The organism is Rhizobium sp. M1 (assembly GCF_002531805.1).
Lineage (GTDB): Bacteria > Pseudomonadota > Alphaproteobacteria > Rhizobiales > Rhizobiaceae > Rhizobium > Rhizobium etli_C.
The window spans coordinates 21,466-40,312 of the sequence record NZ_NWSW01000010.1; the positions used below are offsets into that span (position 1 = coordinate 21,466).

Genomic DNA, 18,847 nt, shown 5'->3' on the forward strand with positions numbered 1-18,847 from the left:
GCACAACAAGAGCTAAATTAGAGGAAAAGCGTTAAGGAAAATTTTCCGTAAATCTGAATTGGCCGGGATAATCAACCGCCCCGTTTTCGGACATTCCGATCGGCCTGCCAAGGCGGCCGATAGCGCCTTACCAATACGCAAACGGCCCCGGAAAACCGGGGCCGTCGAAACAATGGAAATCAAGCGCTGATCAGGCGGCGCGGTAGACCCGCGCTTCACCCACCCCGCCGTCAATCTTGAACTGCTGGATGAGGCGGCGCAGCGCATCGGCCTCGTCGGCCAGTTCGCGGCTGGCGGCGGTCGTCTCCTCGACCATGGCGGCGTTCTTCTGCGTCATCTGGTCCATCTGGTTGACGGTCGAGTTGACGCTCTGCAGCGCGTTGGACTGGTCGTGGCTGGCGCGGGCGATCATCTCGACATGCTGGCTGATCGTGACGATCTGGGCGCTGATCTTGGCGAGCACCGTGCCGGTCTCCTGCACGAATTGCGAGCCGGAGCTGACCTCGTTGGTCGACTTGTTGATCAGTCCCTTGATCTCCTGCGCCGCGGCGGCGGAGCGCTGGGCGAGTTCGCGGACTTCCATGGCGACGACGGCGAACCCCTTGCCGGCCTCGCCGGCGCGCGCCGCCTCGATGCCGGCGTTGAGCGCCAGCAAGTTGGTCTGGAAGGCGATCTCGTCGATAACGCCGATGATCTGCTCGATCTGGCGCGCGGCATCCTCGATGCGGCCCATGGCGTCGATCGCATTGCTGACGACGACGGCGGAATCGTCGGCGCTGCGCTTGGCCTGACGGACGATCTGGTCGGCATCCTTGGCGCGTTCGGCCGACGAGCGCACCGTGACGGTGATCTGATCGACGGCAGCCGCCGTCTCTTCGAGCGAAGCCGCCTGTTGTTCGGTGCGCTTGGAGAGATCCTCGGCCGACTGGGCCATCTGGTTGCCGTTGCCCTGGATCAGTTCGACATTGTCGCGGATCTGGCTCATCGTCGCCTGCAGGCGCAGCATCGAACCGTTGAAATCCTGACGCAGCTGTTCGAGGCGGCCGATGAAGGGCGTTTCGATCGTCGTCGAGATATCGCCCTGCGACATGCGTTCGAGGCCGGCGGCAAGCGCGTTGACGGCAAATTCGATCTGCCGGTCCATCTCGCGCTTTTCGGCGTCGTTGCGCTGGCGCTCGTGTTCGGCGGCGGCGCGTTCCTCGTCGCTCTGCTCCTCGATGCGGATCTTCGAGATGGCATTCTCCTTGAAGATGCCGAGGGCGCGGGCCATGTCGCCGATTTCGTCGTAGCGCTGCTCGCCTGAAATGCTGGTTTCCAGCGACCCTTCGGCGATACGGCGCATGGCGGCCGTGATCTGGCTGATCGGGCGCTGCAGCGTCAGCACCAGGGCGATACCGCCGAGGATCGACAGCAGGATGCCGAGACCGGTGGTGAGCACCGAGATGCTGTTTGCCTGGGTGCGCTCGGTGCCGGCCGTTTGTTTCTGCAGCTCGGCGAAATCGGTCAGCTTCGTCCAGATCTGGTCGAGTTCCTGGCGGGCGGCGGCATAGGCCGTGACGCGCTCACCGATCGTATCGACGATCTTCGAGCCGCCGCCGGAAATGGCGTCCAGCGCCGGCTGGATCGCGCCGGAGATGCCTTCGGCAAAGCCCATGCCCTTGGCGCTGGTGGTCAGTACCTGCATGTCCTTGCCGAGCGTGCCGGCCTGCTGCTGCAGGCGCACGAGGTTGTCCTTGCTCGAATTGGAGAGGAAGTCTGACAGCACGATCTGCAGCGCATAGACGGAATTTTCCAGGCGCCGCGTATCCTGCAGGACGGAGTTGGTCTGGGCGATGCGGCCTTCGAGCTCGGCAAAGCGCTGGGTCGCCTCGCGCATTTTCTGCGTCGCGGTCAGCTGCGTATAGGTCGAGGTCTGGCGGAAGCGGGACACGAGACGGCCGAGTTCGGCGACGTTCTCGTCGGTCGGCGCGGGCATCTGGGCGATCGCCTTGATGCTGTCGATGGTCGCCGCCAGGGCGTCGATGACGTTTTTCTGATTGGTCGGAACCGAAATGGCGATCAGGCGCTGGGCCTTGATGATCTCCGGCATCTGTTCGTTGATGAAGGCGATCTTCTCCTGCGGCGTCGGCGGCTTGCTGAAGCCGCTGGCGACGGTGCCGAGGAAATCGCCGCCCTTCAGCAGGCGGTCGGCGGTGCGAAGGGTGACGGTGGCGGCACTCTCGTCGCGCTGCAGCGCGGTCTGCAATTCCTCGGCCTGGTAGGAGACGGTGAAGCGGGTGCTGATCAGGCTCTTCTGCGCCGCGTCGATCTGCTCGTGCAGCGCGACTTCCTGCTCATGCAGCGCCCAGAGCTTGTCGACGACGCCTGAAATGTCCTTGGTGCGGCTCGAGGCTTCCGCAAGGCTGTCGCGGCCGGCAGCCTGTTCGCCCACCTGGTTCAGCGTCTGGTCGAGCACACCCTGCTGGGTCTTCAGATCGGTGAGCAGCTTGTCGCGCGCCGGCTGACTGGTGATGCGCAGGAAGTCGTCCATCGAACCGTAGAGATCCTTGAACCCGCTCAGCGACTGCAGCACGCTGTTGGAGATTTCCATGCGGCCCTGCAGAAGTCCGGAAGCATAAAGGCCCGTCAGGCCCACCGCCGAAATGGTCACAACGAAGGGCAGAACGAAGATCAGGACTTTCGTCTTGATCCTGAAGCGGGAAAGAATCTTGTCAATCAACATGGCGTTCCGGGCCTTTCATACACTACTCCTCCCGCGGGCAGCCATCAGGCGCGCCAGCCGAGTGCACATCAACTATTCTCTTTACATCGGGGAACCCGGAAGCCAGGCGGCAGTCATTGCCGGTTCATGTCCAAGCAAGTTGGAGATGCCCAAATAATCGCGGGCAATTGTGTCAGATTAGATATTAATTTTCGGATAAGCGGTGATGGTGGTTAAAAGCCAAGGCGGTGAAATAGTTGCAATTTATGCCACACAGGACCGCGATGTCGCGATCGCAAGGCGGCAAGGTTACTTCAGGATGAAAGGACAGGTCAGAGGACGTGCGCGAGCAACAGCGCCAGGCTGGCGGCTGTGGCGCCGGCTGTGAGCATCAAATATCGCAGGACCGCCATCCTGATGTCAGGCTTTGCCTGGGTGATTGCGATGGCGCGGGCGCGTCGTGCGTGTCTGGTCATGCTCGAAACCTCACTCTTCTGACACAACAATCCAACAAAACGGCTTGCCGGTAAAGCTTAATCTAGGAAGAGCTTTGCAAACCGCCAATTGAGACAGGATGGCGCACCTCTCTTAAGAAGTCTTGAATCGGCATTTCTAATATACGGGTTCCGCCGATATGCAGAAAGCGAAAGCTTCAGGCGCATTCGCCCGCGGCAAATCCCGAGGCCCAGGCCCATTGGAAATTATAGCCGCCAAGCCAGCCGGTGACGTCGACGCATTCGCCGATGAAATAGAGACCGGGCACGGCCTTGGCCTCCATGCTGCGTGAATCGAGCGCGGCCGTGTCGATGCCGCCGAGCGTCACTTCGGCTGTGCGATAGCCTTCAGAGCCGGAAGGCTTGATTGCAAAGCTCTGGGCGCTCGCGGCAAGGCTGAGCAGCGTCTTGTCGGGTAGGTCGGCCATATTGCCGGAGATCTTTTCGCGCTCGACGAGAAACTGCGCCAGCCGCTTCGGCAGGATCTCGCCAAGCGCGGTCTGGGCCGACTGGCGGCCGTTCAGCTGCTTTGCCGCCTTCAGCTGCGCGGCGATGTCGATATCCGGTTCGATGGCAAGGACGATCTCGTCCCCTTCGCGCCAATAGGAGGAGATCTGCAGGATGGCAGGTCCGCTGAGGCCCCGATGGGTAAACAGCAGCGCTTCGCGGAAGGCGGTCTTGCCATGGCGGATTTCGGCCGGCGCGGAAATGCCGGCAAGCGGGCCAATGCTTGCGAGCAGGCCGGGATCGAGCGTCAACGGCACCAGGGCCGGGCGGGTTTCGAGCACGGCCAGGCCGAACTGCTCGGCGAGGCGATAGGCAAAGCCGGTGGCGCCCATCTTCGGGATCGATTTGCCGCCGGTCGCGACGATCAGCGCGGAGGCTTCATAGCCGCCCTGCCCGGTCGAGACGCGGAAGCCCGCATCGGTCCTTTCGACGCCTGTTATCTCGGTAGCGAGATCGAGTGCCGCGCCGGCGGCGCGCATCTCGTCCAGGAGCATGCGGATGATGTCCTTGGCGCTGTCGTCGCAGAACAGCTGGCCCAGCGTCTTTTCATGCCAGGCAATGCCGTGCCGCTCGACCATGGCGATGAAATCGGCAGGCGTGAAACGGGCAAGCGCCGACTTGCAGAAATGCGGATTGGTGGACAGAAAATTCTTCGGCCCGGCATGGATATTGGTGAAATTGCAGCGGCCGCCGCCGGAGATGCGGATCTTCTCGCCGGGCGCGCGCGCATGGTCAAGAACGACGACCGAGCGACCGCGTTTTCCGGCGCGGATGGCCGCCATCATGCCCGCCGCCCCGGCGCCGATGACGATGACGTCGCTTTTGCGCTGCAAACCCGTTTCCCCAATCAAATCGGTGTCTTCTTTTTCCATCGAAGGGCGAAAGTCAACGTTCTCGCCCCCTCGCCAATTGGCAAAGTCTGGCTATGATGGCGCCACGATCAACCAACCCGGTGTGTCATGTCCCCAAAAAAGACGACGCTGAAGCCTGCCAGAACCGTACCCGCCTCGACGAAAACTCCTCCGGACCCCGGATCCCTGCGCGGCGTTGCGAACTGGAAGGAAGCGGCGCAGTGGCTGAGAGCCAGGGGCATCGAAGACATCGAATGCATCACGCCCGACCTTGCCGGCGTGCCGCGCGGCAAGATGATGCCGAGCTCGAAATTCACCTCGAACACCTCGCTGGCACTGCCTTCGGCGATCTACCGGCACACGATATCAGGCGAATATCCCGAGGAGACGGAGAGCTTCCGCTACGAGCCGCGCGACAGCGACCTGAAGCTGATGCCGGATCTTTCGACACTGTCGGTCGTGCCCTGGGAGAGCGATCCGACGGCGCAGGTGATCTGCGACATTGTCGATTCGGACGGCGGCGAAGTGCCCTACACGCCGCGCAACGTGCTGAAGCGGATCATGAGCCTCTATCACGACCGCGGCTGGAAACCGATCGTCGCGCCGGAGATCGAATTCTACCTGGTCGCCAAGAATGACGATCCCGACTATCCGCTGCACCCGCCGAAGGGCCGCTCCGGCCGCTCGATCCTCGGCGGCCAGGGTTATTCGATCGCCGGCATCAACGAATTCGACGAGTTGATCGACGACATCTACCATTTCTCGGAGAAACAGGGGCTGGAGATCGACACGCTGATCCATGAAGAGGGACCGGCCCAGCTCGAAATCAACCTGCGCCACGGCAATCCGATCGAGCTTGCCGACCAGGTGTTCCTGTTCAAGCGAACGATCCGTGAGGCGGCGCTGAAGCATGACATCTACGCGACCTTCATGGCCAAGCCGATGCAGGGCCAGCCGGGGTCGGCGATGCATATCCACCAGTCGGTGGTCAATATCGAGACGGGCAAGAACGTCTTCTCCAATGCCGATGGATCGGCCTCGAAGGAATTCTTCCACTTCATCGGCGGCATGCAGAAATTCGTGCCGAGCGCGATGGCGATGCTTGCCCCTTACGTGAATTCCTACCGCCGCCTGCAGCCGGACATGTCCTGCCCTGTCAACAATGCCTGGGGCTACGACAACAGGACCACCGCTTTCCGCGTCCCGGTGTCCGATCCGCAGGCGCGGCGCGTGGAAAACCGGCTGCCGAGTTCGGACGCCAATCCGTATCTCGCGCTTGCCGCCTCGCTCGCTTCCGGTCTGCTCGGCATTATGAAGCAGATCGAGCCGACGGCGCCGACGGAGGATTCGGCCAATGAGGGCTCGATCGACCTGCCGCGCGGCCTCTTGGAAGCCGTGGCGCTGATGGAGGATGAGCCTGCCTTCGAAGAGGTGTTCGGCACGCAGTTCATCGGCCTTTATGCCGGCGTCAAGCGCGGCGAGTTCGAGACCTTCATGCAGGTGATCAGCCCCTGGGAGCGGGAATTCCTTCTGCTCAACGTGTGAGGGGATCGTCATGGCACCACAAGAGATGTGGCAGAGCCCGATCTCCCCGGGCCTATCCTGGTATCAGGCAACCGTCGGCGAGCGGCCCACCTATGCCGCTCTCGACGGAGCGAGACCATGCGACGTCGCCATCATCGGCGGTGGCTATACCGGCCTGCAGGCCGCCTATCACCTCGCCAAGTCAGGCGTTTCGGTCGTCCTGATCGAGGCCTGCCGGTTCGGCGACGGAGCGTCCGGGCGCAATGGCGGCCAGCTCGGCACCGGCCAGCGATGGTGGCCGGAAGAGCTCGAGGAAAAAATCGGCTATCAACGCTCGAAGGCGCTGTTCGACGTTGCCGAGGCAGCCAAGCGCCATCTCCTCGATTTTGCAAGCGAGCACCAGATCGAGATCGACTTCGTGCCCGGCCAGCTCAATGTCGCCCACAAGGCGAGCTACGAACGCGACTATCGCGAGAATGCCGAGATCGCCGCGCAGCGCTATGACTATCCGCACATCAGCTTCATGGACAAGAAAGAGACGCAGGAAAGGCTCGGTTCGAAGCGCTTCCACTGCGGCGTGCGCGATGTCGGCACAGGCCATATCCATCCGCTGAAGCTGCTCATCGGGCTCGCCCGTGTCGCCGCCGACGCGGGTGCTGATATCTTCGAGATGACCAAGGCGACGGCGATCCGCCAGGGCGGCGGCAAGGTGACGATCGAAACGGAACGGGGCACGATCACCGCCGACCGGGTGCTGATCGCCTGCGACGGGCATATCGACGGCCTCGAACCGGTGACGGCAAGCCATGTCATGCCGATCCGCTCCTTCATCGGCGCCACCGCTCCGCTCGATCAGCATCCCGAAGTGCTGCCGGGCGGTGAGGCCGTCGCCGATTCGCGCTTCGTCGTGCGTTATTTCCGCCGATTCGAAGACCGTCTGCTGTTCGGCGGGCGCGAGGCCTATACGGCCGACAATCCGCGAGACATTTCGCAGCACATCCGCCGGCAGATCGGCGAAATCTATCCTGATCTGAAAGACATCGAGATCACCCATGCCTGGGGCGGCAGCGTCGGCATCACCATGCCGCGCCAGCTCTTCGTGCGCGAGGTGATGCCCGGCGTCACCTCGATCGGCGGTTATTCCGGCCATGGCGTCATGTTGTCAAACTACTGTGGCAAGCTCTATGCGGAAACGGTGCTTGGGAAATCCGGCGATCTGGATCTGTTCAAATCGCTCGATATTCCCGCCTTTCCCGGCGGGGCCTGGATGCGGGCGCCGCTGCTTTTCCTCGCCTTGTCGTGGTTTGCGCTTCGCGACAAGTTTTAGTCCGCCTGCGGATTTCCTCTCATGGAAATTCGCTCTAAAACCGGTGCCCGACAGATTCATTGCACTGCACACTGGCTTTTTTAAATCGATTAGATTAAAAGGGCCGTCAACCAAGCCTGATTGAGAGACAAGCTCATGAGCAGCCAGATCATTCCCGTTGAGCCTTTTGATTACGTCGTCTTCGGCGGCAGCGGCGACCTTGCCGAACGCAAGTTGCTGCCGGCCCTCTATCATCGCCAGATCGAAGGCCAGTTCGGCGAACCGACCCGGGTGATCGGCGCTTCGCGCAGCCCGCTGACGAACGAGGAATACCGCAAATTCGCCCGCGATGCGCTGAAGGAACACCTGAAGAAGGGCGAATATGACGAGAACGAAGTCGAAAAGTTCTGCGCCCGCCTCTATTACGTCTCGGTCGATGCCCGCTCCGACGGCGGCTGGGATCAGCTGAAGAGGCTGCTCGACGAGAGCAAGGAGCGGGTGCGCGCCTTCTATCTGGCGGTCGCACCCGGCATCTTCGGCGACATTTCGCAGAAGATCCATGACCATAAGCTGATCACCAAATCGACCCGCATCGTCGTCGAGAAGCCGATCGGCCGCGACCTCGCCTCGGCGCTGCAGCTCAACGACATGATCGGCCGCGCCTTCAAGGAAGAGCAGATTTTCCGCATCGACCACTATCTCGGCAAGGAAACGGTGCAGAACCTGATGGCGCTGCGCTTTGCCAATGCGCTCTACGAGCCGCTGTGGAATGCCAATTACATCGATCACGTGCAGATCACCGTGGCCGAAGCGGTCGGCCTCGAAGGCCGCGCCGGCTATTACGATACGGCGGGCGCGCTGCGCGACATGGTGCAGAACCACATTCTGCAACTGCTCTGCCTGACGGCGATGGAAGTGCCCTCGTCGATGGATTCGGAAGCCGTTCGCGACGAGAAGCTGAAGGTGCTGCGGGCACTGAAGCCGCTCGATGCCTCGAATGTCGAGCAGGCGACGGTGCGCGGCCAGTATCGCGCCGGCGCCTCGGGCAGCGGCCCGGTCAAGGGCTATCTCGAAGAGCTCGAAGGCGGCGTCTCCAACACCGAGACCTTCGTCGCCATCAAGGCCGAGATCAACAACTGGCGCTGGGCCGGCGTTCCCTTCTACATCAGAACCGGCAAGCGGCTTGCCGGGCGCATGTCCGAGATCGTCATCACCTTCAAGTCGATCCCGCATGCGATCTTCGATCAGGCCGCCGGCCGCATCAGCCAGAACCAGCTGATCATCCGCCTGCAGCCGGACGAGGGCGTCAAGCAGTCGCTGATGATCAAGGATCCGGGTCCGGGCGGCATGCGCCTGCGCAACGTCTCGCTCGACATGAGCTTTGCCCAGGCCTTCAACGTCCGCAATCCCGACGCCTACGAACGCCTGCTGATGGACGTGATCCGCTCCAACCAGACATTGTTCATGCGCCGCGATGAAGTCGAAGCCGCATGGAAATGGGTCGACCCGATCCTGAAAGGTTGGGAAACCACCGGCCAGCAGGTGCAGGGCTATACGGCCGGCACCTGGGGCCCGAGCCAGGCCATCGCGCTGATCGAGCGCGACGGCCGCACCTGGCATGACGATATCTAGGACGAAACCGATGGCATCGACCCTGCATTCCTTCGCCAGCCCCGCAGATCTCGCCGGCAGCCTTGCCGACAAGGTCGCCGATACGCTTTCGGCGGCGATCGCCGCCCGCGGCGCCGCCTCCATCGCCGTTTCCGGCGGCTCGACACCAAAGGCCTTCTTCCAGGCGCTGTCGACACGCGACATCGCCTGGGACAAGGTGACGATCACGCTGGTTGACGAACGCTTCGTGCCGGCCGACAATACCCGCTCGAACCATCTGCTGGTCGATGCCAACCTCTTGCAGGACAAGGCAAAGGCAGCGCGGTTCGTGCCGCTTTACCAGCCGGCAGCCTCGGTCGAGGAGGCCGCAAGGCTGGCGACGGAAAAAAGCGCCGAGATCGGCATCCCCTTCGATGTGGTCATCCTCGGCATGGGCGGCGACGGCCACACGGCCTCGTTCTTTCCCGGCGGCAGCAATCTTGCCGAGGCGCTCGATGCCTCGACGCCGCGCGGCGTCATCACCATGGAGGCAGAAGGAGCCGGCGAGCCGCGCCTGACTTTCACCTTCTCCAGTCTTCAGGATGCGGCACTGCTGGTTCTCCATATCGAGGGCGAAGGCAAAAAAGACGTTCTCGCCAAGGCGGAAGGCAGCGGTGACGAGGCAGACATGCCGATCCGCGCCGTTCTGCGCCGGGCCACTTCCCCGGTCGAGATCTACTGGGCTCCCTGATACGGCCTGACAGCCGCCGGAGCCGGCGAACACATTGAGACGAACCAGAACAAGGCAGGGATCTTCCATGTCCGCTCACGCACGCATTGCTGCGATCACCAACCGCATCGTCGAACGCTCGAAGCCGACCCGCGAGCGCTATCTGGAACGGCTGCGCGCCGCCGCCTCCCAGGGCGTGCAACGCTCGGTGCTCGGCTGCGCCAACCTCGCCCATGGCTTTGCGGTCTGTTCCCCCGCCGAGAAGGACGCGCTTGCCGGCGACCGCATTCCGAATCTCGGCATCATCACTGCCTATAACGACATGCTCTCGGCCCACCAGCCGTTCGAGACCTATCCCGCAATCATCCGTGAGGCGGCCGCCGAAGCAGGCGGCGTCGCCCAGGTGGCCGGCGGCGTGCCTGCCATGTGCGACGGCGTCACCCAGGGTCAGCCGGGCATGGAGCTGTCGCTCTTTTCGCGCGACCTGATCGCCATGGCCGCAGGCGTCGGCCTGTCGCACAATATGTTCGATGCCGCCCTCTTCCTCGGCGTCTGCGACAAGATCGTGCCGGGCCTCGTCATCGCGGCGCTCTCCTTCGGGCATCTGCCGTCGATCTTCGTTCCGGCCGGGCCGATGACGACAGGCCTGCCGAACGACGAGAAGTCGCGGGTGCGTCAGCTCTTTGCCGAGGGCAAGGTCGGGCGCGCCGAGCTCCTGGAGGCGGAATCGAAATCCTATCACGGCCCCGGCACCTGCACCTTCTACGGCACGGCCAACTCCAACCAGATGCTGATGGAGATCATGGGCTTCCATATGCCGGGCTCCTCCTTCATCAATCCCGGCACGCCGCTGCGCGAAGCGCTGACGCGCGAGGCCGCCAAGCGGGCGCTGGCGATCACCGCGCTCGGCAACGAATTCACGCCGGCCGGCGAGATGATCGACGAACGTTCGGTCGTCAACGGCGTCGTCGGCCTGCATGCGACCGGCGGCTCGACCAACCACACGCTGCACCTCGTCGCCATGGCGCGGGCAGCCGGCATCCAGCTCACCTGGCAGGACATCGCCGAGCTTTCGGAAATCGTGCCGCTGCTGGCCCGCGTCTACCCGAACGGCCTTGCCGACGTAAACCATTTCCAGGCGGCCGGCGGCATGGGCTTCCTGATCAAGGAACTCCTGAAGCACGGCCTGGTGCATGACGATGTGCGCACGGTCTTCGGCCAGGGTCTCCAGGCCTATACGGTCGATGCCCGGCTCGGCGAAAACCGCGGCGTGTTGCGCGAGCCGTCGCCGGAAAAGAGCCATGATCCGAAGGTGCTCTCCAGCATCGAGACGCCATTCCAGGCCAATGGCGGGCTGAAGATGCTGCGCGGCAATCTCGGCAAGGCGGTCATCAAGATCTCCGCCGTCAAGCCGGAGCGTCACATCATCGAGGCGCCGGCGATCGTCTTCCACAGCCAGCAGGAACTGCAGGACGCCTTCAAGGAAGGCAAGCTCAACCGCGATTTCGTCGCCGTCGTGCGCTTCCAGGGGCCGAAGGCGAACGGCATGCCGGAACTGCACAAGCTGACGCCGCCGCTCGGCGTGCTGCAGGATCGCGGCTTCCGCGTGGCGCTTCTGACCGACGGGCGCATGTCCGGCGCATCCGGCAAGGTGCCGGCGGCGATCCACGTCACGCCGGAAGCGGTCGACGGCGGCCCGATCGCCCGCATCAAGAACGGCGACATCATTCGCCTGGACGCGATCAAGGGCACGCTGGAAGTGCTCGTCGATGCGGCCGACATGGCCGAGCGCGAGCCGGTGACCGTCGATCTCTCCGACAATGAATTCGGCATGGGCCGCGAGCTCTTCGCGCCGTTCCGCCGCGCCGTCGGCGCTTCGGACCAGGGTGCGAGCGTCCTCTTCCACTGAACGTAACCAACGCAAACAAGCAAAAACCCGCGGGGCGCGCGCAGCGTCCCGCGGGTTTTGCTATTGGCAGTCCCGATCTATCCGTCAGGCGCGGATGTCGAGAACGTAATCCTTGTGCGCCGGATGCGTGCTGTAGACAAAAATCTTGTTCAGCTCCTTCTGCGTCAGCAGGCGCAGGAAGCGGACTTCGATCGTGTTGTTGGCGTTGACCTTCATCAGCAGGCAGCCGACCTTGGTGATGCGGGCATCCGGAATGTCCAGATAGAACTGCTTCGGCAGGCTGAACTGGGTGAGAATTGCGAGCGTCGCGCTGCTCATCGAGATCCGGACGATGTCGCAGCGGCGCGACGCCGCGTGCATGACGCCCTTTTCCGTATATTCGATGCGCGCGGCATTCATCGTGTCCTCCATTTTGAACCGCGCCTCGCGGTCATACATGAAGGATTCTTCCTTGCTCAGGAAATGAGATCTTGGCTGTGACGGATTGGAAGCGGCCACTTGCTTATCCCCCTCATAAATTGACGAGGAAAAAGTAGCAGCCGATCTTTAACAGAAAGTGAGAATTCGGTCCGCCAAGTATAATTCTGGGGATGATTACCCCAAAAATGGCGATCTCATTTCCGGTAGGTGTGGCCGCTCGCATCGAAGAGATGCAGCTTCTGCCGGTCGGCGGCAAAGCGCATCCTCTGGCCCTTATGGACATCGTAAATGCCGGGCAGTTTGACGACGATCGGCTCGCCGGGGACCAGGCCTTCGATGTAAAGCAGCGTCACTTCGCCGAGCGCTTCGACGATCGAGACTTCGCCCTCGAAAACATAGTCGGCGCCGTCGGCGATCCTCAGATCTTCCGGGCGAACACCGAAGCTTGCCTCCTTGCCCTTCTCCGATGCGTCGGTCGCCACATCGAGCGTGACCGACATGCCGCCGGTCAGCGTAACAGTCGTCTGGCTGCCGGTGCCTGATATCGTCGCGGGGATGATGTTCATGGCCGGCGAGCCGATGAATTTCGCCACGAAGAGGTTGGCGGGGCGCTCGTAAAGCTCCAGCGGCGCGCCGACCTGCTCGATATTGCCGGCGGAAAGCACGACGATGCGGTCGGCAAGCGTCATCGCCTCGACCTGGTCGTGGGTGACGTAGATCATCGTCGTATCGGCCATCTGCTCGTTGAGGCGAGCGATCTCGATGCGGGTCGCGACGCGCAGCGCAGCATCGAGGTTGGACAGCGGCTCGTCGAACAGGAAGACCTTGGGGTCGCGGCAGATGGCGCGGCCGATCGCCACGCGCTGACGCTGGCCGCCCGAAAGCGCCTTCGGCAGGCGGTCGAGATATTTGCCCAGTTGCAGGCTGTCGGCCGCCGCCCGCACGCGCCGGTCGATCTCCTGCTTGCTTTCGCCGGCGATCTTCATGCCGAAGGCCATGTTGTCGTAGACGGTCATGTGGGGATAGAGCGCGTAGGACTGGAAGACCATGGCAATGCCGCGCTTCGACGGCGGCACGTCATTGACGAGTTGACCGTCGATATACATCTCGCCGCCGGTAATCGCCTCGAGACCGGCGATCATGCGCAGAAGCGTGGATTTGCCGCAGCCGGACGGACCGACAAAGACGATGAATTCGCCCTGCTTGATATCGAGGTCGATGCCGTGGAGAACGTCCACGGAACCGTAGGATTTGCGAATATCCTTCAGCGTCAGTCCAGTCATGTCTCTCTCCCCTCCTGATCCTTAAGCGAGACGGGCGAAATACGCCCCCCAGGCCGGAATATCGATCTTGTCGCCATAGTTGTTGCTGATAAAGCCGTGCCCCGTCAACGCCTGCCATTCTCCTGCAGGCAGGGTAACGCCTGCTTCGGCCGGGCTCATGTTGAAAATGCAGAGCAGCTTCTCGTCACTGTAGTCGCGGGTGAAGACCAGGATATCGCCCTCAGTCTCCTCGAATTCGATCTCGCCCTTGGCAAAGGCCGGGTGCAGCTTGCGGAAGGCGATGAAGCGGCGATAGTGCTCGAGCACGGACGTCTCGTCGCCCTGCTGGACATTGACGGCGCGCAGAATATGTTCGACCGGCACCGGCAGCCAGGGCTTGACTGTCGAAAAGCCGCCCTGGGCGACGTGGCTGTCCCAGACCATCGGCGTACGGCAGCCGTCACGGCCTTTGAACTCCGGCCAGAACTGGATGCCATAGGGATCCTGCAGATCCTGATAGGCGAGATCGGCTTCGGTCAGCGCCAGTTCCTCGCCCTGATAGAGGCAGACGGAACCGCGCAGCGTCATCAGCAGCGAGGCATAGAGCTTGGCGAAAGCGTCGTGATCGGCGACCAGCCCACCCCAGCGGCTGACATGGCGCATGACGTCGTGATTGGAGAAGGCCCAGCAGGCCCAGCCGTCGGGGGCTGCGGCTTCGAAATCCTCCATCACCTCCTCGACGCGCTCCGGCGTCAGCGGATCGGGCGCCAGGAACTCGAAGGCGTAGCACATGTGCATCTTGTCGTTGCCGGAGGTATATTCGCCGACGATTTCCAGGCCGCGCTGGCTGTCACCCACCTCGCCGACCGCGGCGATTGCCGGATATTCCTCGAGAACGGCGCGGAAGCGCTTCAGGAAGGCGAGGTTCTCCGGCCGGTTCTTGTCGTAAACATGCTCCTGGAAGTTATAGGGATTGACCGCCGGCGCCGTCGAGGCGTTGCGGCGCTCGGGCGCCAATGCCGGATTGTCGCGCAACAGCGGGTCGTGGAAATAGAAGTTGATGGTGTCGAGGCGGAAGCCGTCGACGCCGCGATTGAGCCAGAAGCGCACGACATCGAGCAGACGGTCCTGCACTTCCGGGTTATGCAGGTTCATGTCCGGCTGCGAGGTCAGGAAGTTGTGCAGGTAATATTGCATGCGCGTCGGATCCCACGCCCATGCCGAGCCGCCGAAGATCGACAGCCAGTTGTTCGGCGGCGTGCCGTCCGGCTTGGCGTCGGCCCAGACATACCAGTCGGCTTTGGCGTTGGTCTTGCTGGAGCGGCTCTGCACGAACCAGGGATGCTGATCGGAGCTGTGCGAGATGACCAGGTCGATCATCACGCGGATGCCGAGGCGATGCGCCTCGGCGATCATCGTGTCGAAGTCCACCAGCGTGCCGAAGATCGAATCGACATTTTCATAATCGGAAACGTCGTAACCGAAATCGCGCATCGGCGAGGTGAAGAAGGGCGAGATCCAGATCGCATCGACGCCGAGGCTTGCCACATGCGGCAGCCGGGCGGTGATGCCCTTGAGGTCGCCGATACCGTCGCCGTTGGAATCCTGGTAGGAGCGCGGATAGATCTGATAGATCACCGCGCCGCGCCACCAGTCCTTATCGGCGGTCAAGATCGATTGGGGAGCCATGTTCATGGAATATCCTGTCTGAAGTCACGTTCGAAAATGGTCAGCCTCCCTTGACCGAACCCGCCAGCAGACCGCGCACCAGGTAGCGCTGCAGCCCGAAGAAGACGAGCAGCGGCACGACGATGGTGACGAAGGCCGACGCCGTCAAAATCTCCCAATTGCCGCCGCGCGAGCCGAGCAGCGCGTTGAGACTGCCAGTCAGCACGATGTGATCCTTGTCGGTGCCGAGGAAGACCATGGCGACGAGCAGGTCGTTCCACACCCACAGGAACTGGAAGATGGCGAAAGAGGCGAGTGCCGGGAAGGACAGAGGCAAAACGATGCGGGTAAAGATCTCGAAGTCGCTCGCACCGTCGACACGGGCGGATTCGATGATCTCCTTCGGCAGGCCGGCAATATAGGCCCGCAGCAGAAAGATGGCGAGCGGCATGCCGAAGGCGGTATGGGCAAGCCAGATGCCGGGATAGGTCTTCGACGGCTGGCCGAGCATGGTGCCGATCTCGTTATAGAGGCGCAGAAGCGGGATCAGCGACATCTGCAGCGGCACGACGATGAGGCCGACGACGAGCGCGATCAACAGCGCGCGGCCGGGAAAGTCCATCCAGCTCAAAGCATAGGCGGCGAAAGCGGCAATGAGGATCGGGATGATCGTCGCCGGGATCGTCACGGTCAGCGAATTGATGAAGGACTGGCCGATGCCCTCGCCTGTTAGAACGGTGTTATAGTTCTGCGTCGTGAATTCCGGCGGCGCGGAAACGGAGACATAGATGCGCCGCGGCCGCTCGTCGGGCGAGAAGGCAGCGTTCTTCATATAGCGATAGCTGCCGTCGCTGTTGATCTGCAGGCTTTCGCCGTCGCCGAGATCGGCCGTCTGGCCGGCCTCGAAGGCCGCCGGCTGCTGCACGCGGTTGCCGAAGGCCTTTACCGAGCGGCCGGTCTGTCCTTCCAGCACATTGCCCGAAATGACGTAGGTGGCGCCTTCCTGCTTTTGCTGGTCCGGCGTGCCCAGGCGCACGGCGACCGTCTGCGTCGAGCCGACGAAGGACGTCCACCAGCCGGACACAACGATCTGGTCCTTGTCGCGCAGGGCGCTGACGAAGATACCGAGCGTCGGGATGAGCCAGATGATGACGATCAGGAGAACCGCAAGGTGAACGAAGAGGCGGGCGGGCCCGATCTTGAAGTAGCTTCCGACAGCGGTCATCTCAGTGGCCCTTCAGTTCGCGGTTGGCGCGGCGCACGTTCCAAACCATGATCGGCGTGACGGCGAGCATGATGATGATGGCGATGACGGCACTTCGGCCGGAATCGCCGCCGCCGCGGAACATCCAGTCGAACATCAGGTTCGCCAGGACCATCGTCTGCCACTGGCCGTTGGTCATGGTCAGCACGATATCGAAGACCTTGAGGACGAGGATGGTGATCGTCGTCCAGACGACGGCGATGGTGCCCCAGACCTGCGGCACCATGATCCGCCAGAAGATCTGCCAGCCGTTGGCGCCATCGATGACGGCGGCTTCGATCGTCTCCTCGGGGATGCCGCGCAGGGCCGCCGACAGGATGACCATGGCAAAACCGGTCTGGATCCAGATCAGGATGACCATCAGGAAGAAATTGTTCCAGAAGGGAACCGAGATCCACACCTCCGGCGTGCCGCCGAAGAGCTGGACGATGGCGTTCAGGAGGCCGATCTGGACATCGTTGCCGCCGCGATATTCATAGATGAATTTCCAGATGACCGAGGCGCCGACGAAGGAGATCGCCATCGGCATGAAGACGATGCTCTTGGCGATATTGCCCCACCAGATGCGATCGGTCATGACAGCGATGACCAGGCCGAAGAAGGTGCAGGCGGCCGGCACGACGGCGAGCCAGAGGATGTTGTTGAAGATCGACTGGCGGAATTCGCGGTCGCCGATCGCCCATTTATAGTTGGCGAGGCCGACGAACTGCAGACCGGCGCGGTCGTAGAAGGAAAGGATGAAGGTCGCAACGACCGGATAGACGAGGTAGACGAAGAGCAGGAAGAGCGCCGGCCCGAGGAACAGCCAGGGCCTGATGACCGCGCGGCGATTGAGATTGCGCGATGCGGCGCGAATGTCGCCATCCTTCACCGGCAGGGCCAGATCCAGAAGCTTGTTGGAAAAATAGAAATAGGCCGAGCACGCAAAAACGGCGACGACCACGACGCCCAAAGCGGACACTATCTGCGACAGCATTTCGTCCCTCCCCTGCTTCCCCTGATCTTATTCCGACCGGCTTTCATTCTGACGGGGCAACGCCGGTCACCGTCAATCCACTTGTATCGTTCAATCACAATATATCCTGCGATGGCCGGGCGTGCATGAGCCCGGCCACTCAGGCAGGTCATGCCGCCGGCAAGCCGGCGGCATAATTTTGGAAGATTACTTGATGCCGTCCCAGGCGCTCTGGATTTCGCCGGCAGCTTCCTCGGCGGACTTGCCGCCGACGAAATCGACCATGCCGGTCCAGAAGGCGCCGGCACCGATCTTGCCCGGCATCAGGTCGGAACCGTCGAAGCGGAAGGTGGTGGCGGAGGTCAGGATCTCGCCTTCCTTCTTCATCTGCGGATTGGCATAGGCGTCGACGCTGACGCCCTTATACGGCGTCAGGAAGCTCGACTGCGCCATCCAGACTTCATGTGCGATCGGGGTCTTCAGGAAGTCGATGAAGGCGCGGGCCGTCTTCGAGTCCTTGGCGATCGAAACCAGCGTGCCGGCACCGAGCACCGGCTTGCCGAGTTCGGGATGCGAAGCATAGGTCGGCATGTAGAAGAAGTCGGCATCCTGGCCGAGCTTCGTGCCCTCGGGGAAGAAGGACGGAATGAACGAGGCCTGGTGGTGCATGTAGCACTTCGGCGGAACGGCGAAGAGGCCCTTCGGGCTGTCGCGGAAATCGGTCGAAGCCACGGCCGCGACGCCGCCATCGACGTATTTCGCGTTCTTGGCGAACTTGCCGAATTCGTCGATCGCGGCAACGACGGCCGGATCGGTGAACTTCAGCTCGTTGGTCGTCCACTTGTCATAGGCTTCCGGCGGCTGCATGCGCAGCATGATGTCCTCGACCCAGTCGGTCGCCGGCCAGCCGGTGGCGCCGCCGGAACCGAGACCGATGCACCAGGGAACGCCGCCGTCCTTGACGATCTGGTCGGTCAGGGCATGCAGCTCTTCCATGGTCGTCGGGATCTTGTAGCCGGCTTCCTCGAAATTCTCCGGAACGTACCAGACCAGCGATTTCACATCGGCCTTGTAAGGAAAGGCGTAGAAGGCTTCCTTGCCGTCCTTGCCCTTGTAGGTGCCGTAACCGACCCAGCTGTCGCCGGCACCGTAATTGTCCTTGAGCCACTTGGAGTTGTCATCGCCGAGCGGCGTCAGGAACCCCTTGCCGGCGAGGTCGGCGAGGAGGCCCGGCTGCGGCAGAATGGCGATGTTCGGCGGCGAGCCCGCCTGTGTGTCGATGACGATCTGCTGCTCGTAGTTTTCGGAAGAGGAATATTTCGCCTCGATGCCGGTCGCTTCGGTGAAATAGGCAAGAACGCTCATGAAGAACGCCTCGTCTTCGCCGCGCCACGGCCCGAAGATCGTCAGCGGCTGACCCTTCAGATCGGCATGCGCGGCCTTGAATTCGTCATAGCTTTTCCAGTTGAACTTGGAATCCTGTCCAGGGGCAAATTTCAGATCGGCCGCGGACGCAGCACCGGCAAAAAGCGCCGCAACGGCAACGCCCACCAAAAATGACTTTTTCATGTGATCAACCTCCCATCACAATCCCAACCCGCGCCGAATTCCCCGCAAAAAGAAATTTCAAAGCGCTTTGACACCCAACTCATTTCACTTCCAGTGG

14 protein-coding genes are annotated in these 18,847 nt (G+C 62.3%); 5 read left to right on the forward strand and 9 right to left on the reverse strand.

Features of this window, described 5'->3' with window-relative positions:
* Positions 1 to 190: 190 nt before the first annotated feature.
* The 3 genes from CO655_RS11095 to CO655_RS11100 form a co-directional block, all read right to left on the reverse strand.
* Positions 191 to 2,722 carry a HAMP domain-containing methyl-accepting chemotaxis protein gene (locus CO655_RS11095; protein WP_097664695.1) on the reverse strand — a complete coding sequence of 844 codons (2,532 nt, stop codon included), beginning with the start codon at positions 2,720 to 2,722 and terminating at the stop codon, positions 191 to 193.
* A 311-nt stretch (positions 2,723 to 3,033) separates the two neighbouring features.
* Positions 3,034 to 3,177 (reverse strand): hypothetical protein, encoded by a 144-nt coding sequence (locus CO655_RS33815; protein ID WP_170964951.1) that lies wholly within the window; start codon positions 3,175 to 3,177, stop codon positions 3,034 to 3,036.
* Positions 3,178 to 3,353: 176 nt separating this feature from the next.
* Positions 3,354 to 4,574, reverse strand: a complete 1,221-nt coding sequence (locus CO655_RS11100; protein WP_097664696.1) for an NAD(P)/FAD-dependent oxidoreductase — start codon at positions 4,572 to 4,574, stop codon at positions 3,354 to 3,356.
* An 87-nt stretch (positions 4,575 to 4,661) separates the two neighbouring features.
* Here CO655_RS11100 and CO655_RS11105 point away from each other — a divergent pair, with 87 nt between their 5' ends.
* The 5 genes from CO655_RS11105 to edd all read left to right on the forward strand — a co-directional run bounded on the left by CO655_RS11105 (position 4,662) and on the right by edd (position 11,612).
* Positions 4,662 to 6,098 carry a glutamine synthetase family protein gene (locus CO655_RS11105; RefSeq protein WP_097605612.1) on the forward strand — a complete coding sequence of 479 codons (1,437 nt, stop codon included), beginning with the start codon at positions 4,662 to 4,664 and terminating at the stop codon, positions 6,096 to 6,098.
* A 10-nt stretch (positions 6,099 to 6,108) separates the two neighbouring features.
* Entirely contained in the window at positions 6,109 to 7,404 is a 1,296-nt protein-coding gene (locus CO655_RS11110; RefSeq protein ID WP_097664697.1) for an FAD-binding oxidoreductase, read from the forward strand.
* A gap of 135 nt (positions 7,405 to 7,539) precedes the next feature.
* A complete protein-coding gene (zwf, locus tag CO655_RS11115; RefSeq protein WP_097605614.1) occupies positions 7,540 to 9,015 on the forward strand; it encodes a glucose-6-phosphate dehydrogenase in 1,476 nt (491 codons plus the stop codon).
* Positions 9,016 to 9,025: 10 nt separating this feature from the next.
* Positions 9,026 to 9,724 carry a 6-phosphogluconolactonase gene (pgl, locus tag CO655_RS11120; RefSeq protein WP_097584619.1) on the forward strand — a complete coding sequence of 233 codons (699 nt, stop codon included), beginning with the start codon at positions 9,026 to 9,028 and terminating at the stop codon, positions 9,722 to 9,724.
* A 67-nt stretch (positions 9,725 to 9,791) separates the two neighbouring features.
* Complete coding sequence (gene edd / locus CO655_RS11125) at positions 9,792 to 11,612, forward strand: phosphogluconate dehydratase (RefSeq protein WP_097605616.1); 1,821 nt, start codon at positions 9,792 to 9,794, stop codon at positions 11,610 to 11,612.
* Positions 11,613 to 11,696: 84 nt separating this feature from the next.
* Here edd and CO655_RS11130 read toward each other — a convergent pair whose 3' ends face one another.
* From CO655_RS11130 to CO655_RS11155, 6 genes are all read right to left on the reverse strand, one after another.
* On the reverse strand, positions 11,697 to 12,050 hold the full coding sequence (locus CO655_RS11130) for a hypothetical protein (RefSeq protein ID WP_020920408.1): 354 nt from the start codon (positions 12,048 to 12,050) through the stop codon (positions 11,697 to 11,699).
* A 176-nt stretch (positions 12,051 to 12,226) separates the two neighbouring features.
* Positions 12,227 to 13,315 carry a sn-glycerol-3-phosphate ABC transporter ATP-binding protein UgpC gene (gene ugpC, locus CO655_RS11135; RefSeq protein ID WP_097584623.1) on the reverse strand — a complete coding sequence of 363 codons (1,089 nt, stop codon included), beginning with the start codon at positions 13,313 to 13,315 and terminating at the stop codon, positions 12,227 to 12,229.
* A gap of 21 nt (positions 13,316 to 13,336) precedes the next feature.
* Positions 13,337 to 14,989, reverse strand: a complete 1,653-nt coding sequence (locus tag CO655_RS11140) for an alpha-glucosidase (RefSeq protein WP_097664698.1) — start codon at positions 14,987 to 14,989, stop codon at positions 13,337 to 13,339.
* Between the two features lie 34 nt (positions 14,990 to 15,023).
* Positions 15,024 to 16,187, reverse strand: a complete 1,164-nt coding sequence (locus CO655_RS11145; protein WP_097664699.1) for a carbohydrate ABC transporter permease — start codon at positions 16,185 to 16,187, stop codon at positions 15,024 to 15,026.
* A 1-nt stretch (position 16,188) separates the two neighbouring features.
* Positions 16,189 to 17,202, reverse strand: coding sequence for a sugar ABC transporter permease (locus CO655_RS11150; RefSeq protein ID WP_064681102.1), 1,014 nt, complete (start codon positions 17,200 to 17,202; stop codon positions 16,189 to 16,191).
* A gap of 186 nt (positions 17,203 to 17,388) precedes the next feature.
* On the reverse strand, positions 17,389 to 18,750 hold the full coding sequence (locus CO655_RS11155) for an ABC transporter substrate-binding protein (protein WP_097664700.1): 1,362 nt from the start codon (positions 18,748 to 18,750) through the stop codon (positions 17,389 to 17,391).
* Between the last annotated feature and the right edge of the window lie 97 nt (positions 18,751 to 18,847).